At 67.9% G+C, this 17753-nt stretch carries 17 protein-coding genes; 13 read left to right on the top strand and 4 right to left on the bottom strand.

Translation table 11 applies throughout. The features are described 5' to 3' along the window. Positions 1-31 precede the first annotated feature (31 nt). A complete protein-coding gene (plsY, locus tag ACO2RV_RS20850) occupies positions 32-637 on the top strand; it encodes a glycerol-3-phosphate 1-O-acyltransferase PlsY (protein ID WP_423296161.1) in 606 nt (201 codons plus the stop codon). A 3-nt stretch (positions 638-640) separates the two neighbouring features. After that, positions 641-1765, top strand: coding sequence for a DNA-processing protein DprA (gene dprA / locus ACO2RV_RS20845; RefSeq protein WP_423296160.1), 1125 nt, complete (start codon positions 641-643; stop codon positions 1763-1765). Here the strand turns inward: dprA and ACO2RV_RS20840 are convergent. Then, positions 1762-1962, bottom strand: a complete 201-nt coding sequence (locus ACO2RV_RS20840; RefSeq protein ID WP_423296159.1) for a hypothetical protein — start codon at positions 1960-1962, stop codon at positions 1762-1764. The genes dprA and ACO2RV_RS20840 overlap by 4 nt on opposite strands. A gap of 290 nt (positions 1963-2252) precedes the next feature. Here ACO2RV_RS20840 and topA point away from each other — a divergent pair, with 290 nt between their 5' ends. Next, positions 2253-4919: a type I DNA topoisomerase gene (topA, locus tag ACO2RV_RS20835; protein WP_423296158.1), complete on the top strand. Its 2667-nt coding sequence runs from the start codon at positions 2253-2255 to the stop codon at positions 4917-4919. 27 nt (positions 4920-4946) lie between these two features. On the opposite strand, the gene ACO2RV_RS20830 is transcribed toward topA, so the two are convergent. Continuing rightward, positions 4947-6428 carry an MDR family MFS transporter gene (locus ACO2RV_RS20830; protein WP_423296157.1) on the bottom strand — a complete coding sequence of 494 codons (1482 nt, stop codon included), beginning with the start codon at positions 6426-6428 and terminating at the stop codon, positions 4947-4949. A 254-nt stretch (positions 6429-6682) separates the two neighbouring features. Here ACO2RV_RS20830 and rnr point away from each other — a divergent pair, with 254 nt between their 5' ends. The 5 genes from rnr (at position 6683) to rpmG (ending at position 11748) form a co-directional block, all read left to right on the top strand. Beyond that, positions 6683-8938 (top strand): ribonuclease R, encoded by a 2256-nt coding sequence (gene rnr, locus ACO2RV_RS20825; protein WP_423296156.1) that lies wholly within the window; start codon positions 6683-6685, stop codon positions 8936-8938. 19 nt (positions 8939-8957) lie between these two features. Then, the gene (locus ACO2RV_RS20820; protein ID WP_423296155.1) at positions 8958-9410 is read left to right on the top strand and encodes a DUF983 domain-containing protein; all 453 of its coding nucleotides are present in this window, start codon (positions 8958-8960) and stop codon (positions 9408-9410) included. 6 nt (positions 9411-9416) lie between these two features. After that, positions 9417-10157, top strand: coding sequence for an NUDIX hydrolase (locus tag ACO2RV_RS20815; RefSeq protein WP_423296154.1), 741 nt, complete (start codon positions 9417-9419; stop codon positions 10155-10157). A 146-nt stretch (positions 10158-10303) separates the two neighbouring features. Beyond that, a complete protein-coding gene (locus tag ACO2RV_RS20810; RefSeq protein ID WP_423296153.1) occupies positions 10304-11461 on the top strand; it encodes an MFS transporter in 1158 nt (385 codons plus the stop codon). Between the two features lie 119 nt (positions 11462-11580). Next, positions 11581-11748: a 50S ribosomal protein L33 gene (rpmG, locus tag ACO2RV_RS20805; RefSeq protein WP_018390658.1), complete on the top strand. Its 168-nt coding sequence runs from the start codon at positions 11581-11583 to the stop codon at positions 11746-11748. 289 nt (positions 11749-12037) lie between these two features. Here the strand turns inward: rpmG and ACO2RV_RS20800 are convergent, their stop codons facing one another. Then, complete coding sequence (locus tag ACO2RV_RS20800) at positions 12038-12409, bottom strand: response regulator (protein WP_423296152.1); 372 nt, start codon at positions 12407-12409, stop codon at positions 12038-12040. A gap of 116 nt (positions 12410-12525) precedes the next feature. Here ACO2RV_RS20800 and ACO2RV_RS20795 point away from each other — a divergent pair, with 116 nt between their 5' ends. Continuing rightward, the gene (locus ACO2RV_RS20795; protein WP_423296151.1) at positions 12526-12840 is read left to right on the top strand and encodes a DUF3572 domain-containing protein; all 315 of its coding nucleotides are present in this window, start codon (positions 12526-12528) and stop codon (positions 12838-12840) included. 9 nt (positions 12841-12849) lie between these two features. Next, positions 12850-14232 (top strand): DNA polymerase IV, encoded by a 1383-nt coding sequence (locus ACO2RV_RS20790; RefSeq protein ID WP_423296150.1) that lies wholly within the window; start codon positions 12850-12852, stop codon positions 14230-14232. Here the strand turns inward: ACO2RV_RS20790 and ACO2RV_RS20785 are convergent. Further along, on the bottom strand, positions 14189-15007 hold the full coding sequence (locus ACO2RV_RS20785; protein WP_423296149.1) for a cell envelope integrity EipB family protein: 819 nt from the start codon (positions 15005-15007) through the stop codon (positions 14189-14191). The two genes, ACO2RV_RS20790 and ACO2RV_RS20785, sit on opposite strands and share 44 nt — an antisense overlap. Before the next feature lie 151 nt (positions 15008-15158). Between ACO2RV_RS20785 and ACO2RV_RS20780 the strand changes: the two genes are divergently transcribed. The 3 genes from ACO2RV_RS20780 (at position 15159) to ACO2RV_RS20770 (ending at position 17738) form a co-directional block, all read left to right on the top strand. Next, the gene (locus tag ACO2RV_RS20780; protein ID WP_423296148.1) at positions 15159-15620 is read left to right on the top strand and encodes a RidA family protein; all 462 of its coding nucleotides are present in this window, start codon (positions 15159-15161) and stop codon (positions 15618-15620) included. A gap of 20 nt (positions 15621-15640) precedes the next feature. Next, on the top strand, positions 15641-16387 hold the full coding sequence (locus tag ACO2RV_RS20775; RefSeq protein ID WP_423296147.1) for a glycerophosphodiester phosphodiesterase family protein: 747 nt from the start codon (positions 15641-15643) through the stop codon (positions 16385-16387). Between the two features lie 103 nt (positions 16388-16490). Beyond that, complete coding sequence (locus tag ACO2RV_RS20770) at positions 16491-17738, top strand: GNAT family N-acetyltransferase (protein ID WP_423296146.1); 1248 nt, start codon at positions 16491-16493, stop codon at positions 17736-17738. The last annotated feature ends 15 nt before the right edge of the window (positions 17739-17753 follow it).

Raw genomic sequence — 17753 nt, 5'->3', positions numbered from 1 at the left:
CTTTCGGCAAAAAGCCTCTAAGGTCGGTGGCATGAGCTGGTCCATTCCCTCGCTATCGAGCTATGTCGCGCTGTTCTTCGGCTATCTGCTCGGATCGATCCCGTTCGGGCTCATCCTGACGCGCCTCGCCGGCACCGAGGACATACGCGGCATCGGCTCGGGAAATATCGGTGCCACCAATGTGCTGCGCACCGGCCGCAAGGGGCTGGCGGCGGCGACGCTGCTCGGCGATGCGCTGAAGGGCACGGTGGCCGTGCTGCTGGCCAGCCATTTCATCGGTCAGGAGGCCGCACTCGCCGCCGCGCTCGGCGCCTTCCTCGGCCATGTCTTCCCGGTCTGGCTCGGCTTCAAGGGCGGCAAGGGCGTGGCGACGTTTCTCGGCGTGACGCTGGCGCTGGCCTGGCCGGCGGCGCTGATCTTCGCCGCCGTCTGGCTGACCATCGCCTTCGTGACACGCTACTCCTCGCTCTCTGCCCTGATCGCCAGCGTAGCGACAGCCGTCGCAGCCTTTTTCCTCGCCTCGCAGCAGACCGGCATCCTGTTATCCATATTAGCCGCGCTGCTCTGGTTCCTGCACCGGGCCAACCTCGCCCGGCTGCTTTCGGGAACCGAAGGCAAGATCGGGCGGAAAGGCTGATCCTTGGCGGCACGCGGCGTTCATCTCGACCATGAACAGCGCCGCGACTGGCTCCGCCTGATCCGCACGGAGAATGTCGGTCCCCGCACCTTCCGTGGCCTGATCAACCGCTTCGGCGGGGCTGCTGCCGCGCTAGAGGCCCTTCCGGGGCTCGCCCGGCGCGGCGGGCGCCTCATTCCGCCGCGCATCCCGACCATAGCCGAGGCTGAAGCCGAAATGGCGGCGCTGGCGAAGGCCGACGCGCAACTGATCGCGCTCGGCGAAGCCGAATATCCCGCCCTGCTCCGTGAGATCGACGATGCGCCGCCGCTGATCACCGTCGCCGGCCGGGTGGAACTGCTCAACCGCCCGGCGGTCGCCATCGTTGGTTCCCGCAATGCCTCCGGCGCGGGCCGGACCATGGCGGCGCGGCTGGCACGCGGGCTCGGCGAGGCCGGCTGGGTGGTGGTTTCAGGCCTCGCACGCGGCATCGACACCGTGGCCCACGAGGCCTCGCTTGCCACCGGCACCATCGCGGTCATCGCCGGTGGCCTCGACCGTCCCTACCCGCCGGAAAATGCCGCGCTCTTTGCCCGCATTGCCGAACAGGGCGCGGTGCTCACCGAGATGCCGCTCGGATGGGAGCCCCGCGCCCGCGATTTTCCCCGCCGCAACCGGCTGGTGTCGGGTCTGGCGCTCGGCGCCCTGGTGATCGAGGCTGCCGAACGGTCGGGATCGCTGATCACCGCGCGTCTCGCCGCCGAGCAGGGGCGCGACGTGCTAGCGGTGCCCGGATCGCCTCTGGACCCCCGCGCCGCAGGCACGAACGGCCTGATCAGGCAGGGCGCCGCGCTCGTCACCAGCGTCAGCGACGTGCTTGAAGCGCTCACCGCGCTGCGCGACCGTCCGATCACACTGCGGGTGGAGGAGGAAGCCGCGGATCAGCCGGGAACACCCGAGCCCAGCGAGGATCTGCGCGGTCGCTTTCTGGCACTGTTGGGACCGACGCCGATTGCCGTCGACGATCTCGTGTCCATGTCCGGCAGCGGCGCAGCGGGCGTACAGATTCTGCTTCTGGAGCTTGAGCTTGCCGGCCGTCTCGAACGGCACGCCGGCGGCCGGGTATCGCTCGGCTCAGGCAGCCTCTAGCGGAGCTGTTCGTCCGCTTCGCTGGTCTCCTGCTGCTCCCGGCTGATCGACAGCGCCTCATCCTGCGCCATCTCCAGGAGATAGCGCAGCAGCGGCATCCCGCGGCCGGACGCCATGTCCGCAAGCTCCTTCGCCATGGCGGCGATATAACGGGCCACGTCGCGCTGCGCGCCCGGATCGCGAAGAAATTCGTTCACTGACGGCCTGTGGATAAGGGAGTGGCACCGCACTACGCATCCCGCGACGGAATATGCCCCACTTGGACGCCGGGATAAAGTAATTAAGTATATCAAAAATTGCTATCATCCGCAGATGGACAATCTTCGGTTGTGGCCTCCAACGCCGTGCGAAACGGCAAATGCGGCATTTCCCCTTGCGGACGCGGCAGTTCGGCGTCATGCAGGCGATGCCGTATTTGACAGGTCGGTACGGCTACCCCATTTTCCCGGCCGCTTTGGGCTGGACTTCCAACGAACGCGGCGGACGCATGCAGGTCGTCATCGTCGAATCGCCTGCAAAGGCGAAGACGATCAACAAATATCTCGGGCCGGACTACGAGGTGATCGCCTCGTACGGACACGTGCGCGATCTTCCCGCGAAGGATGGTTCGGTCGATCCCGAGCAGGACTTCCACATGCTCTGGGATGTCGATCCGAAGTCGCAGAAGCGGCTTTCCGACATCGCGCGGGCCGTGCGGGAGGCCGACGGGCTCATCCTCGCCACCGACCCGGATCGCGAGGGTGAGGCGATCTCCTGGCACGTGCTGGAGGTGCTGAAGGAAAAGAAGGCGCTCAAGGGTCAGCCGATCTCGCGCGTCGTCTTCAACGCCATCACCAAGCAGGCCGTGCTGGAGGCGATGAAGCATCCGCGCCACATCGACGACGCGCTGGTGGATGCCTATCTCGCCCGCCGCGCGCTCGATTACCTCGTCGGCTTCAATCTCTCGCCGGTGCTGTGGCGCAAGCTGCCCGGCGCCCGCTCGGCTGGCCGCGTGCAGTCCGTGGCGCTGCGTCTGGTGTGCGACCGCGAGCGCGAGATCGAAGTCTTCGTCAAGCGCGAGTACTGGTCGATCGCCGCAACGCTGGCGACGCCGCGTGGTGAGACCTTCGAGGCCCGTCTCGTCGGCGCCGATGGCGAGAAGATCGGCCGGCTCGATGTCGGCACCGCCGATCAGGCGGCCGCCTTCCGCAAGGCGCTGGAAACGTCGGACTACAAGGTGCGCTCGGTCGAGGCGAAGCCGGGTCGGCGCCATCCCTACCCGCCCTTCACCACCTCGACGCTGCAGCAGGAGGCCAGCCGCAAGCTCGGCCTCGCCCCGGCGCAGACCATGCGGATCGCGCAGCGCCTGTATGAAGGCATCGATGTCGGCGGCGAGACGGTCGGCCTCATCACCTATATGCGTACCGACGGCGTCGACATGGCGCCAGAGGCGATCGCCAGCGCGCGCTCGGTGATCGGCCGGGAATATGGCGAGCGCTACGTGCCCGCCGCGCCGCGCAAATACACCGTCAAGGCGAAGAACGCGCAGGAGGCCCACGAGGCGATCCGGCCGACCGACATCGCCCGTTTGCCGAAGGACGTCGCCCGGCAGCTCGAGCCCGAGCAGGCCAAGCTCTATGAGCTGATCTGGCTGCGCACGGTGGCGAGCCAGATGGAATCGGCCGAGCTGGAGCGCACCACGGTCGACATCGACGCGAAGGTGGATGCGCGCGCGCTGGAGCTGCGCGCGACCGGCACGGTGATCAAGTTCGACGGCTTCCTCACGCTCTATCGCGAAGGTCGCGACGACGAGGACGAGGACGAGGAGAACCGCCGCCTTCCCGCCATGTCCGCCGGCGAAAGCCTCGCGAACAAGGGCGTCAAGGCAGACCAGCACTTCACCGAGCCGCCGCCGCGCTATTCGGAAGCCTCGCTGGTCAAGCGGATGGAAGAGCTCGGCATCGGGCGCCCCTCGACCTACGCGTCCGTGCTCGCCGTGCTGCGCGACCGCGAATATGTGCGGCTCGACAAGCGCCGGCTGGTGCCGGAGGACAAGGGTCGCCTCGTCACCGCCTTCCTCGAGAGCTTCTTCGAGCGCTATGTGGAGTACGACTTCACGGCCGATCTCGAGGCCAAGCTCGACCAGATCTCCGCCGGCGAGCTGGACTTCAAGCAAGTGCTGCGCGACTTCTGGCGCGACTTCACCGCCGCCATCGGCGAGACCAAGGACCTGCGCGTCTCCGAGGTCATTTCCGCACTCGACGAGATGCTCACCGCCCACATCTTCCCGCCGAAGGAAGATGGCAGCGACCCGCGCCTGTGCCCGCATTGCGGCACGGGTCGCCTCTCGCTGAAGGTCGGCAAGTTCGGCGCCTTCATCGGCTGCTCGAACTATCCCGAATGCAAATACACGCGGCCGCTGGCCGTGCAGAACGGCGATTCCGACAACCCCTCGGAAGCCAATGGCACCCGCGTGCTCGGCACCGATCCGGCGACCGGGCTGGAAGTCACCATTCGTGACGGGCGCTTCGGCACTTATCTGCAGCTCGGCGAGGCGAAGGACGGCGAGAAGCCCAAGCGCTCCAGCCTGCCGAAGGGACTGGCTCCCGCGGATGTCGATCTTGAGACCGCGCTCGCGCTGCTGTCGCTGCCGCGCGATATCGGCCGCCACCCTGACACGGGTGAACCCATCCTCGCCGGTATCGGCAAGTTCGGCCCCTATGTCCAGCACGGCAAGACCTACGCCAATCTGGAAGCCGACGACGACGTGCTGGCCATCGGGCTCAACCGCGCCGTCGCGCTCATCGCCGACAAGCAGAACAAGGGCCCCGGCCGCGGTCGCGGCGCTGTCGGCGGCCGCGAGCTGGGCGAACACCCGAGTCTCGGCGGGCCGATCACCGTCCGTCCCGGCCGCTTCGGCGCCTATGTGAACCACGGCAAGGTCAATGCGACGCTGCCGAAGGACGTCGATCCGGAAACGGTGACGCTGGATAAGGCGGTCGAACTCATCACCGCCAAGGCCGGTTCGGCGCCCGCCAAGCCGGCGCGTCGCGCGGCCTCTACCGCCAAGCCCGCGGCCAAGACCGCGACGAAAAAGGCGCCGACCAAGGCCGCGGCAAAGACCGCGACCAAATCGGCGGCAACGAAGAAGGCGGCAGGCGCCAAGGGCAAGTAGAAGGCGGGAGGCTTCGGCCTCCCGGCTCTATTCGGACAGCGCCGTCGCTGGCGCGTGACCGGAGCGCAACGGGCGCTCCTCCATCGCCAGTATGGCGATCAGCGACACCCCCAGCGAGACGGCGGCGGCGGCGAACATCCACTGGAAGGCATCGGCGAGCGGGGTCACCTGCGTCGTGCCGGCGAGCAGTCGCTCCAGCAGCGCGCTGCCCTCGACGCCGGACATGCCGATCACGATGGCGCCGAAGCCGGCGGTGAGAACCGCACTGCCCAGCGAGCGGAAGAAGTTTATCACCCCCGTCGCCGTGCCCATCTGCGGCAGCGGCACCGCGTTCTGCACCGCTACGGTCGAGATCGGCAGCACGGTGCCGAGCCCGACGCCGGTGACGCCCATCGCCAGCGCGACCGTGACGACATGAAGCGGGTGCGGCCAGAACGCCACCAGCGCCAGCGACAGGATCGACGCGACGAGGCCCACCACCGGCAGACGCTTGTAATGGGTCACGTGCCCCATGGCGCGGCCCGCGCCGGTCGCCCCGACGACGACGCCCCCCATCAGCGGGATCAGCGCCACACCGGACTGCGACGCGGTGAGGCCCATCACCCCTTCGAGGTAGAGCGGCATCTGGATCGACAGGCCGACCAGCGTGCCCATGGCGAAGGCGGCCGCCGGCACGCCGGTGCGCACCACCTGATTTGCCAGCACGGCGACCGGCAGCAGCGGCTCGGCGGCGGTAGCCACCCGCAGGCCGAAGGCGGCCCATACGAGGACAGATACGGCCAGCAGGCTCATGATCGGCGCCGAGAACCAGCGGAAATGCGTGCCGCCCCAGCTGAGCGCCAGCAGCAGCGCCACGGTCGCGACGCACATCAGCAATGCGCCGAGAATGTCGAGTCGGTGCGGATGGTGATGCGCCGGCAGGTTGCGCAGCGCGCGGTCGCTCATCGCCGCCGCCGCGATGCCGAGCGGCACGTTGATCCAGAAGATCAGCGACCAGTGCAGGTGCTCGGCGAAGAAGCCGCCGAGGATGGGCCCGCCAATGCTGGAGGTGATGAACACCACCGCGAAATAACCCTGATAGCGCCCGCGCTCGCGCGGCGCGACGAGAAGGCCGATGATCGTCTGTGCCAGCGCGATGAGACCGCCGCCGCCCAGCCCCTGCACGGCGCGACCCACGATCAGCCAGATCATGCCCGGAGCAAGCGCGCACATGACCGAGCCGATCAGGAAGAAGGCGATGGATACCAGCAGCACCGGGCGCGGGCCGTGAATGTCCGCCAGCTTGCCCACCAGCGGCGTCACCGCCGTGCCGGTCAGCAGATAGGCCGTCACGACCCAGGAAAGGCTTTCGAGATCACCGAAGCTGGCGCCGATGGTCGGCAGCGCCGTGGCGATGATGGTCTGGTCCAGCGCGCTGAGGAACATGGCGAGCATGACGCCGACGATGATCGTGCGAATCTCGGCATGAGACAGCGGTGCGTCGGCTGCCTCCGGTGAGCGGGCATCCATAAGGCGAATCCAGATCGACGGTTCCGGCCCCCCCGGAAGGGCGGCAAAATCGTCGCTTGGGCGGTGAAATGCAAGAGACATCCCTGGAGGACGAATGCTTCAGTCCGCGATGCGCGGTCGACGCGGGCACGCGTTGCCGGTAGCGTGGCGACGCCCTTCAAGGACAGTGAATCGTGCGCAAGCCTGCCAAAACGAAGACCCGCAAGACCATCGCGCCAAGGCCCCCGAAGGGCTTGCCCAGTCGCGACGATTTGATGGCGTTCATCGCCGCTCATGGCGGTGATGTCGGCAAGCGCGAGATATCCCGCCATTTCGGGCTCGACGGCAGCGACCGCATCATCCTCAAGTCCCTGCTTCGCGAACTCGCCGACGAGGGGCTGATCGGCCGCAAGCGCAACAAGCTGCATTTGCCCGGCGCCCTGCCCGCGGTCGTGATGGCGGAGGTGGTGGAGCGCGACGAGGACGGCGAGTTGATCGCCCAGCCCATCGACTGGGACACGGAGGAGCACGGCGAAGCACCGAGGATCCTTGTCCGCCTCGCGCGCCGCGGCCGTGTCGCCGGCCCCGCCCCCACCCTCGGCGACCGCGTGCTGCTGAAGACAGAGGAGATGCCGGAGGCGGACGGGCGCATCCGCCACAATGGCCAGGTCCTCAAGCTGATCGAGAAGGCGCGCGCGCTCACCCTCGGCATCTTCCGGCGCGATGCGCAGGGCGGTGGTGGGCGGCTCATTCCCGTCGACAAGCGCAATATGGGGCGCGAGCTCGCCATCCCGGCGGATTTCGCCGGCGACGCGGAAGACGGCGACCTCGTTTCCGTGGAGGTCGTGCGCCACCACGCCTATGGGCTGCCCACCGCCAAGGTGAAGGAGCGGCTCGGCTCTGTCGCGACCGAGAAGGCGATCAGCCTGATCGCCATCCACGCCCACGGCATTCCCAGCGTGTTCCGCCGCGAGGCGCTGGCCGAGGCCGAGGCGGCCCGGCCCGCCACCCTCGCCGGGCGTCACGAGACACGCGAGGACTGGCGCGACCTGCCGCTGGTGACCATCGACCCGCCCGACGCCAAGGACCATGACGACGCCGTCCATGCGGTGCCGGACCTCGACCCCGACAATGAAGGCGGCTTCATCCTCACCGTCGCCATCGCCGATGTCGCCGCCTATGTCCGCCCCGGCAGCGCGCTCGACCGCGAAGCGCTGGTGCGCGGCAATTCGGTGTATTTCCCCGACCGCGTGGTGCCGATGCTGCCCGAGCGCATCTCCAACGACCTGTGCTCGCTGCGCCCGCTGGAAGACCGCCCGGCCCTCGCCGTGCGCATGGTGGTCGGCGCCAATGGGCGCAAGAAGCGCCACAGTTTCCACCGCATCATGATGCGCTCGGCCGCCAAGCTCGCCTATGCGCAGGCGCAGGCCGCCATTGACGGGCGCCCCGACGACACCACCACGCCCCTGCTGGATGACGTGCTGCGCCCGCTCTGGGCCGCCTATGGCGCGGTGAAGAAGGCGCGCGACGCCCGCTCGCCGCTGGAGCTCGACCTGCCGGAGCGCAAGATCCTGCTGAAGCCCGACGGCACGGTGGACAAGGTGATCGTCCCCGAGCGGCTCGACGCGCACAAGCTGATCGAGGAGTTCATGATCCTCGCCAATGTCGCCGCCGCCGAGACGCTGGAGGAGAAGCGCACGCCCCTCGTCTACCGCGTGCACGACCAGCCCTCGCTGGAGAAGATGTCGGGCCTGCGCGAATTCCTGCAGACGCTCGACATCAAGCTGCCCAAGAGCGAGACCGTGCGGCCGGCGCAGTTCAACGACATCCTCGCCCGCGTCGTCGGCTCGGAGCTGGCACCGCTGGTCAACCAGGTGATCCTGCGCAGCCAGGCGCAGGCGGAATATGCGCAGGAGAATTACGGTCATTTCGGCCTGCATCTGCGGCGCTACGCGCATTTTACCTCGCCGATCCGCCGCTATGCCGACCTCATCGTGCATCGCGGACTGGTCCGAGCGCTCGGCCTCGGCCATGACGGCCTACCGGAGACCACGACGCCGGAACAGCTGGCGGAAATCGCCGCCCGCATTTCCGCCAGCGAGCGCCGTGCCATGGCGGCCGAGCGCGAGACCATCGACCGGCTGATCGCCCACCACATGGCGCAGCAGCTCGGCGCCACCTTCAAGGGGCGCATCGCCGGCGTCACCAAGGTCGGCCTGTTCGTCGCGCTGGACGACACCGGCGCCGACGGCTTCATCCCCGCCGTCACCCTCGGCCAGGACTATTACCGCTTCGACGAGGCGCGCCACGCGCTGATCGGAGAACGCACCGGCGAGATGCACCGCCTCGGCGACCGCGTCGAAGTGAAGCTGGTCGAGGCGGCGCCGGTGGCTGGCGCGCTGCGCTTCGAGCTCATATCTGAAGGGCAGTTCGTGATGGACGGCCGGCGCGGCCCTCGCGGCCCCGGCCGCAATCGCTTCAGCCGCTCCGCGGAGCGTTCGCGCCCGGTGGGGCGCGGCAAGCGCAGATAGCGCCGGGAGGCAACAGGAAATGGTCGCACGCAAGGAAAGGGCTCTCGGCCCCGCCCTCACCAATGGCTTTCGCATGCGTTGCCCGGCCTGCGGCGAGGGCAAGCTGTACGGCGGCTATCTCAAGGTCAATGAACACTGCCCCGCCTGCGGCGAAGAGCTGTGGCACCACCGCGCCGACGACGCCCCGCCCTACATGGTCATCACCATCGTCGGCCACATCGTCGTGCCGCTGCTGCTCGCGGTGGAGATGGCGCTACATCCCGCGCTGTGGATCCACATGATCGTCTGGCTGCCGATGACGCTGATTCTCGCGCTTGTGCTGCTGCCGCCGGTCAAAGGCGCGCTGATCGGCTACCAATGGGTCATGCGCATGCACGGCTTCGACCCGACAGACCCCGAGCGCGACCCCGTGCCGCCGAGCCAGCGCGAGGCCGAGGAGCTTGTCGCGCGCTCCCTCGCCGCGAAGACCTGAGCCGACATGGAACCCGCCGACGTCTCCGCGCGCTTTGCCGGCGCGCCGCGCCCTGCTGCGCACTCCAGTGTCCGCCCCGTCGACGCGGCGGCGCTGGTACTGGTGGATCGCACCCGGCGTACGCCGCGCATCCTGCTCGGCCGGCGCAATCCGGCGCTGAAGTTCATGCCGGGCAAGTTCGTCTTCCCCGGCGGGCGGGTCGACCCGCATGACCGCCGTGTCCCTGTCTACGGCACGCTCGATAGCGAAAGCGAGCGGCGCTTGCTGGCGCGCGTGACCCGCCCCGGCGCGCCGCGGGCTCGCGCGCTGGCGCTGGCCGCGATCCGCGAGATCTTCGAGGAGACCGGCCTTCTGCTCGGCACGCGGGAGGCCGGCGCGCCGGAAGGACTGCCGGAGAGCTGGCAGGCTTTCGCGCGAGCGGGCGTGTTTCCCAATCTCGAGGGCCTGACCTTCGTCGCCCGCGCGATCACCCCGCCGCGGCTCCCTCGCCGCTTCGACACGCGGTTCTTTCTGGCGGACGCATCCGAGGTCACGCATCGCGAGGAAGGCGTCGTCGGCCCGGATGCGGAGCTGGTCGAAACCGCGTGGCTGACCTTCGCCGAAGCCAAGCAGACCGACGTGCCCGCCATCACGCTTGCCATCATCGAGGAGGTCGAGACCCGGCTGAAAGCCGGCAATCGCCCGTGGCTGCCGGTGCCGTTCTACTTTTCGCGGGTCGGGCGGATGTATCGCGACACCCTGGCCTGAGGGCGTTCACGCGGCCGCCGATCCAGCAATTGCCGTCATGAACACATTGCCAAAAGTCATTCGACTTTCCGCTTGTTTGGTTTAGACGAAGCCGGCTGGAGGCATCGCCTCCCGTTTCGTCACAGGTGCCTTTTCAAGTGTCGACCATGTCAGCCCCCGTTGCGCCGCGGAGCGTGAATATCGCCTCCATCGCCGCGGCGATCGGGGCCATCTCGGTCGTCGGGCTGGGGCTTGCGCTGTCCATTCCGCTGCTCGCCTTCGAGCTCGACGCGCGTGGCATCTCGCCGACCTGGATCGGCATCAACACCGCGACCGGCGGCATCGCCACCATTACGCTGGCGCCGTTCCTGCCGAACATGGTCCGCCGCTTCGGCGCCGGGGCGCTGCTGATGGTCGCCGTCCTCACAGCTGCCGTCAGCCTGCTGGCCTTCAAGGTCACGGCTTCGTTCCTGCTGTGGTTCCCGCTGCGCTTCATCTTCGGCGGCGCGCTGTGCGTGCTGTTCGTCGTCAGCGAGTTCTGGATCAATGCCGCTGCTCCCAATCACCGACGCGGCCTGGTCATCGGCATCTACGGCACGGTGCTGTCGATGGGCTTCGCCGGCGGCCCGGCGATTCTCAGCCTCGTCGGCACCACGGGATGGGCGCCCTATCTCTGCGGCGCCATCTTCTTCGTGCTGGCCTCGATCCCCGTCATGATCGGTGCCGCAAGCGCGCCGGCCATCGAGAAGGAAAGTTCGCGCGGCGTGCTGAGCCTGATGCGGATCGCGCCCGCGGCGACGCTGGCGGCCTTCGTGTTCGGCGCCGTGGAAACCGGGCTTATCAACTTCCTGCCGCTCTACGGCCTGCATCGCGGACTGAACGAGCCGCAGTCGGCTCTGCTGCTCACCATCGCCGAGTTGGGCAATGTCGGGCTCCAGCTGCCGCTCGGCCTGCTGAGCGACCGCGTGGACCGCCGCAAGCTGCTGCTCGTCTGCGGCACGATCGGCGTGGTCGGCGCCTTCCTGATTCCCCACCTCGCCATCGACAGCTGGGCGATGTGGGCGACGGTGTTCACCACCACCGGCATCGTCGCGGGCCTCTACACGGTCGGGCTCACGCTGCTCGGGGCGCGATTCGACGGCGCGGCGCTGGCGACGGCGAATGCGGCCTTCATCATGCTGTATTCGGTGGGGCTGATCGTCGGCCCCACCGCCGTCGGCGGCGGCATGCAGCTGTTCGACCCCAACGGTTTCGCCTGGACGATCGGCGCCTTCCTGGCGCTCTATGCCGCCGTGGTCGCCGGACAGATATGGCGCGATCGCTGAGCGGGATTTCTTGACATTCGCGTCCCGATCACGGATACGGATGCCCAACGAGCGGCATCGCTGCCGCGCGAACCCGATTTTTTAGACGTGGCCGAGCCACGTACCAGGAGACCCGGTCAATGGCCAAGGCAACGACCATCAAGATCAAGCTCGTGTCGAGCGCCGACACCGGCTTCTTCTACGTTACCAAGAAGAACTCGCGCACCATGACCGACAAGCTGGTCGTGAAGAAGTACGACCCGGTCGCGCGCAAGCACGTCGAGTTCCGTGAAGGCAAGATCAAGTGAGCATTGAGTGATCCCGGCCCTGCAGGGCCGATCGCTTGAGACGAACAAGGCGCCGCGAGGCGCCTTTTTTGTTGGCTTTTCAGGAGATTGGCCGGTGATCGGCAGGTGATGGTCCGGAGAGGCCTTCCTGAACCACCACCCGCCGACCGGACCCCACGGACCCAGGAGATGCGGCGGACCCGAGCACTCCGCAGGGCAAGCTCATACCGCCGATGAAGCTAGCGCAACGCGCACCGAAAGCAACGGGGTTCGCCGCGGCAGCGACACGACGCCGGCCCGGCCCCACCGCTCAAGTTTCGGGCAGGAACTGCCGGACCGTCTCGATGAACTTGGCGACGGAAATCGGCTTCGACAGATAGGCCTCGCAGCCGCCCTCGCGGATTCGCTCCTCATCGCCCTTCATCGCGAAGGCGGTGACGGCGATGACGGGAATCGCCTTCAGCTCCGGATCGGCCTTGAGCCGGCGGGTCACGTCGATGCCTGAGATTTCCGGAAGCTGGATATCCATCAGGATCAGGTCGGGGTGGTGACGCCGCGCGAGGTCCACCGCCTCGCCGCCGTGCCGCGTGCCGATCGTGACATAGCCATGGGCTTGGAGAAGATCGTTGAAGAGCTTCATATTGAGCTCATTATCCTCAACGATCAGTACGGTCTTGGCCATCGGTCCGTGAGTCCTGAACTTCGTCGTCGACGGTCCGCGCGCGGGCCGGTATCCAGCAGCGTGTCGGCCCTATCCTCAACCTCTACATTACGCTGCCATTCCTTACGGAACCGCAAATGCAAAGCCGCAAATCCACGCCCAAATCCACCCGCCTCTCCTCCCAGCGGGCCGCCCGAGAGGTAAGCCTCGGCGCGCTCGGCTTCCTGGCCGGCGACCCCGAGCGGATCGGGCCCTTCCTCGCGGAAAGCGGGCTGTCGCCGGCCGATCTTCGCGGCGTCGCCGGCTCGGCCGCGTTCCATGTGGCGCTGCTGGACTTCCTGATCAACCGGCAGGACCTGCTCATCGCCTATGCCGAGCAGGCGAAGATCGAACCGGGACATGTCGTGGCCGCGCGCGAGATCCTCGCCCATGCGGACATGGCGGGCGACTGAGGGGGCATCATGGCGGGCACACCGGCCTTCTGCCGCGATTGCCTCAATGATGTCGGTGCTGCCCCGCGCTGCCCGCATTGCGGCAGCCCGCGCCTCGTCCGCCACGCCGAACTCGACGAACTCCACATCGCCCATATCGATTGCGACGCCTTCTATGCGGCGGTGGAGAAGCGCGACGACCCAGCCTTGCGCGATGTGCCGGTGATCATCGGCGGCGGCAAGCGCGGCGTGGTCTCGACCGCCTGCTATCTTGCCCGCGTGAGGGGCGTGCGCTCGGCCATGCCGATGTTCAAGGCGCTGGCGCTGTGCCCCGAGGCGACCGTGGTCAAGCCGAACATGGCGAAATATGTCGCGGTCGGCCGGCAGATCCGCGAGCGCATGCTGAGCCTCACGCCGCTGGTCGAGCCGCTCTCCATCGACGAGGCCTTCCTCGACCTCGCCGGCACGCAGCGCCTGCACGGCGAGAGCCCGGCGCGCGCGCTGGCCAGGCTCGCCCGCTCCATCGAGGCGGAGATCGGCGTCACCATCTCGGTCGGGCTGGCGCCGAACAAATTCCTCGCCAAGATCGCCTCCGATCTCGACAAGCCGCGCGGCTTCGCGGTGATCGGCTCCACGGAAGCCGCCGCCTTCCTCGCCCCGCGCGGCGTCGGCACCATCTGGGGCGTCGGCAAGGCGACGCAGGAGCGGCTGGCACGCGAGGGCTATCGCCTCATCGCCGACTTACAGGCCGCCGACGAGACGACGCTGGCGCGCCGCTTCGGCGCTGAGGGGCTTCGCCTCGCCCGGCTGGCGCGCGGCATCGACGAGCGGCGGGTCAATCCCGAGCGCGAGACCAAGAGCGTCTCCACCGAAACCACCTTCGACGTCGACATCAGCGATTTCCGCACGCTGGAGCAGGAACTCTACGCGCTCTCGCGCAAGCTGTCCGACCGGCTGAAGGCGGCCGGCCATTCCGGCCGCACCGTGACGCTGAAGCTGAAGACCGCCGACTTCCAGTCGATCACCCGCGCGCGCTCGCTGGAGGACCCGACCCGGCTCGCCCACCGCATCTTCGAGCATGCGCGCGAATTGCTGGCGAAGGAGACCGACGGGCGGCGCTTCCGGCTGATCGGCGTCGGCGTGTCGGAACTGGCCGATCCGGCGCTGGCCGACCCCGCCGACCTCGTCGACATCCAGGGCGCCAAGCGCGGCAAGGCGGAGCTGGCGCTGGACGATCTGCGCGCACGCTTCGGCAAGGACATCATCGACCGCGGTATCCTGCTCGATGCGCCGCGCCGCCGGCCGGCAGCTCAGCCGAACCGTAACGCGCCGGATGACTTCAGCTCAACCGACACCGCGTCGGACAAGGTCACTTCGAACACGCCTCCTGGGGCAGCGCCTCGTAGGAAGTGAGCGTGCCGCGCAGGGCGAAGTCGCCATAGTCGAGCTTGAGCGCCCGGCTGACGCCGTTGTCGTAGAGATCGAAGCTGATCGTGTAGTCCGGCGTCTGGCCGCTGGCGCCGCGCTCGTAATAGCTGATGGTCACGGGATAGCGGGTGCGGCCGGAAAGATCGGGCGCGGTCGCCGGCCCTTCCAGCCCCTTCGGATCGCTGGTTCCCCGCCCGATCACCGACAGCGTGTCGAAGATCTTCCGCGCATCCGGCGAGCCGTCATAGACGGGCGCCTCCAAGATGGAATCGCCCTGCTGCGCCTTCGCCAGCACGCTGAGAATGTGCTGCGTCGGCAGCAACACACCCTTGGTCAGCTGGATGGTCTCGGTCTCCGGCTTGGTCGCGCGCACGACGAGCTGGCCGTCCTTGCGCTCGGCGACGCCGTCGGCCTCCTCGGGCGACTCGCCATTGATCGTGTTGGTGACGCGGAAGCGATAGGCATTGCCGTCGCCATCCTCCCAGGTGGCGGTCGTCACCGCGCTGTTGAGGCGCCCGCCCTCGGTGTCGAGGTCGGTGCTCTGGCGCAGCTGGACCGAATAACCCGCGCAAGAGTTGCCGCGCAGCTCATAGGTGATCTCACCCTTGGCGCCGTTGACGCGCTTGGCCGGCTTGCTGCTGTCCAGCGAGAGCGCGTAGGTCGCCCGATGCGGCGAGAGCTGGACCGCGCCGGCCGGCACGGCGGCGGTGACCAGGAGCGCGGCGGCAAGAAGGGCGCGGACGGACACGGTTGCGGACATGGAGATGGAATTCCCTTAGGCGGCCGCGCGCGACTTGCGCCCGGCATGTCGATCAGACAAACATCGCACCGCGAAGACAAGGCGAGAACAAGGGCGAAAGTTGGAAACCGCCAACAATCCCCGCTTGCGGCAGAATAGCATGGAGATTCCAATGTCCGGAACGGTTGAGGCCAAGCTCGCGGCCCTCGGCATCACGATACCTGCCGCCACCGCCCCGGCGGCCAATTATGTGCCGACCGTCATCAGCGGCAACCATCTCTGGATCTCCGGCCAGATTTCCGTGGCGGATGGCAAGTTCCTCGTCGGCAAGCTCATCGGCGAGGCGGACATCGATGGCGGCCGCGCGGCGGCGCGCCAGTGCGCCATCAACATCATCGCCCAGATCAAGGCCGCGCTCGGCGACCTCGACCGGGTGAAGCGCGTGGTGAAGCTGGTCGGCTTCGTGAACTCGGCGCCCGACTTCACCGACCAGCCGAAGGTGATCAACGGCGCCTCCGACCTCCTCGTCGAGGTGTTCGGCGAAGCCGGCCGGCACGCCCGCTCGGCGGTGGGCGTCGCCGCCCTGCCGTTCAATGTGAGCGTCGAGATCGAAGCCGTCGTCGAATTCGCCTGACCCCTGCCCGGCCACTCATCATGAACGCTCCCGCTTGGCTCACCGCTCGGCCCGTCGCCCACCGCGCGCTGCACGATGCCGCGCGCGGCGTGATCGAGAACACGCCCTCGGCGGTCGACGCCGCGCTGGCGCATGATTTCGCCATCGAGGTGGACATCCAGCTCTCCAGCGATGGCGAGGCCATGGTGTTCCATGACGACACGCTGGAGCGCCTGACGCTGGCCAGCGGCCCGGCCCATGCGCTGACCGCCGCGCAATTCAAGGCGACCGAGCTGCGCGGGACAGTCGACCGGACGATGACGCTGGGCGAGCTGCTCGCCCGCGTCGGCGGCCGCGTGCCGCTGATCATCGAATTGAAAAGCCGGTTCGACGGCGATGTGAGCGTTGCCAAGCGCGCCGTCGAGGTGCTGGCAGGCTATGACAGCCCCGCGGCGCTGATGTCGTTCGACCCGGACCTCGTCGCCGCCGTGCGTAGGCTGGCGCCGCAGATTCCACGCGGCATCACCATGGAGCACGCCTATGACGATCCCGAATGGGACATCCTCAGCCCCGCCACCAAATTCACCTGGGGCAACCTGCTGCATTTCCCGCGCACGCGGCCGGACTTCATCGCGCACTATGTGAAGGAGCTGCCGTCGACGCCGGTCTCGCTGGCCCGCCGCGCCTTCCGCCTGCCGGTGCTGACCTGGACCGTGCGCACGCCGGAGGACCGGGCCGTGGCGGCACGCCATGCCGACCAGATGATTTTCGAGGGCTTCGTCCCCTAGGGGCCGGCGACGTTCGCGTTCGCGTGAACGCCCTTTCGCACCGGCCCAAAGGCGCGCAAATTGAAGTCGCACCGTCCCGCGCCCGCCCGAGCTGATCCGCCTCATGCCCGACGACACCTTCACTCTTCGCGTCGAGAGCGACATCACCGCGCTCTCGGCCACGAGTTGGAATGCCTGCGCCGCCCTGAGATCACACGATACATCCACAAATTCGTCTAAGCCACTGAAGAGTATGGGTGTCGGGGATTCCGGAAGCCTCGTCAATCCGTTCATCGCGCACGAATTCCTCTCCGCTCTGGAGGAGTCCGGCTGCGTGTCGCCGGAGACCGGCTGGCTGCCGCAGCATCTGGTGCTGGAACGCGCGGATGGCACCGTGCTCGGCGTCTGCCCTGCCTATCTGAAGTCGCACTCGCGCGGCGAATATGTCTTCGACCAGGGCTGGGCGGATGCCTATGAGCGCGCCGGCGGCCATTATTACCCCAAACTCCAGGTCTCTGTGCCCTTCACCCCCGCCACCGGCCCGCGCCTGCTGGTACGCGAGGGGCAGCAGCCCGACACCACAAGGCGGGCGCTCGCCGGCGGGCTGGTGGCGCTCGCGCGCATGCGGCATGCCTCCTCCGTCCACGCCACCTTCCTGAGTGATGAGGATGCGCAGGCGCTGGAGAACGAGGGCTTTCTGCCGCGCACCGACCAGCAGTTTCATTGGCACAATCGCGGCTATGCTGATTTCGAGGGTTTTCTTGGCGACCTCGCCTCGCGCAAGCGCAAGGCGATCCGCCGCGAGCGGCGCGAAGCGCTGGCGGAAGGCATCAGTATCCACTGGCTCACCGGCAGCGACCTGACCGAGGAGGCGTGGGACGCCTTCTACGGCTTCTACATGGAGACCGGCTCGCGCAAATGGGGTCGGCCCTATCTCAACCGTCGTTTCTATTCGCTGATCGGCGAACGCATGGCGGAGCGCATCCTGCTGGTCATGGCCAAGCGCGCGGGGCGCTGGATTGCCGGCGCGATTAACTTCATCGGCCCGGACGCGCTTTATGGCCGGCACTGGGGGGCGATCGAGCACCACCCCTTCCTGCATTTCGAGGTCTGCTACCATCAGGCCATCGACTTCGCGATCGCCCGCAGGCTCGGCACCGTCGAGGCCGGGGCGCAGGGCGAGCACAAGCTGGCGCGCGGCTACCTTCCCGTCACCACCCGCTCGGCCCATTACATCGCCGATCCCGATTTCCGCGCCGCGGTAGCCACCTATCTCGAGCGTGAGCGGGCTTATGTCGCCGAGACCGGCGAGGAGTTGTCCGAGCTCGGTCCCTTCCGCCGCAACCTCGACGCGGAAGCGGATGAGCCTTGACCGGCTCCACCGCGC

It is taken from the genome of Ancylobacter sp. VNQ12 (assembly GCF_049445835.1).
GTDB lineage: Bacteria > Pseudomonadota > Alphaproteobacteria > Rhizobiales > Xanthobacteraceae > Ancylobacter.
This window is presented reverse-complemented; position numbering and strand designations above follow the sequence as displayed.

What these genes read in the sequence shown, in the direction of transcription:
- plsY (WP_423296161.1), top strand. Translation starts at nt 32, where the DNA reads ATGAGCTGGTCCATTCCCTCGCTATCGAGCTATGTCGCGCTGTTCTTC.
- topA (WP_423296158.1), top strand. Translation starts at nt 2,253, where the DNA reads ATGCAGGTCGTCATCGTCGAATCGCCTGCAAAGGCGAAGACGATCAAC.
- ACO2RV_RS20830 (WP_423296157.1), bottom strand. Translation starts at nt 6,428, where the DNA reads ATGGATGCCCGCTCACCGGAGGCAGCCGACGCACCGCTGTCTCATGCC.
- rnr (WP_423296156.1), top strand. Translation starts at nt 6,683, where the DNA reads ATGGCGTTCATCGCCGCTCATGGCGGTGATGTCGGCAAGCGCGAGATA.
- ACO2RV_RS20820 (WP_423296155.1), top strand. Translation starts at nt 8,958, where the DNA reads ATGGTCGCACGCAAGGAAAGGGCTCTCGGCCCCGCCCTCACCAATGGC.
- ACO2RV_RS20815 (WP_423296154.1), top strand. Translation starts at nt 9,417, where the DNA reads ATGGAACCCGCCGACGTCTCCGCGCGCTTTGCCGGCGCGCCGCGCCCT.
- ACO2RV_RS20810 (WP_423296153.1), top strand. Translation starts at nt 10,304, where the DNA reads ATGTCAGCCCCCGTTGCGCCGCGGAGCGTGAATATCGCCTCCATCGCC.
- rpmG (WP_018390658.1), top strand. Translation starts at nt 11,581, where the DNA reads ATGGCCAAGGCAACGACCATCAAGATCAAGCTCGTGTCGAGCGCCGAC.
- ACO2RV_RS20800 (WP_423296152.1), bottom strand. Translation starts at nt 12,409, where the DNA reads ATGGCCAAGACCGTACTGATCGTTGAGGATAATGAGCTCAATATGAAG.
- ACO2RV_RS20795 (WP_423296151.1), top strand. Translation starts at nt 12,526, where the DNA reads ATGCAAAGCCGCAAATCCACGCCCAAATCCACCCGCCTCTCCTCCCAG.
- ACO2RV_RS20790 (WP_423296150.1), top strand. Translation starts at nt 12,850, where the DNA reads ATGGCGGGCACACCGGCCTTCTGCCGCGATTGCCTCAATGATGTCGGT.
- ACO2RV_RS20785 (WP_423296149.1), bottom strand. Translation starts at nt 15,007, where the DNA reads ATGTCCGCAACCGTGTCCGTCCGCGCCCTTCTTGCCGCCGCGCTCCTG.
- ACO2RV_RS20780 (WP_423296148.1), top strand. Translation starts at nt 15,159, where the DNA reads ATGTCCGGAACGGTTGAGGCCAAGCTCGCGGCCCTCGGCATCACGATA.
- ACO2RV_RS20775 (WP_423296147.1), top strand. Translation starts at nt 15,641, where the DNA reads ATGAACGCTCCCGCTTGGCTCACCGCTCGGCCCGTCGCCCACCGCGCG.
- ACO2RV_RS20770 (WP_423296146.1), top strand. Translation starts at nt 16,491, where the DNA reads ATGCCCGACGACACCTTCACTCTTCGCGTCGAGAGCGACATCACCGCG.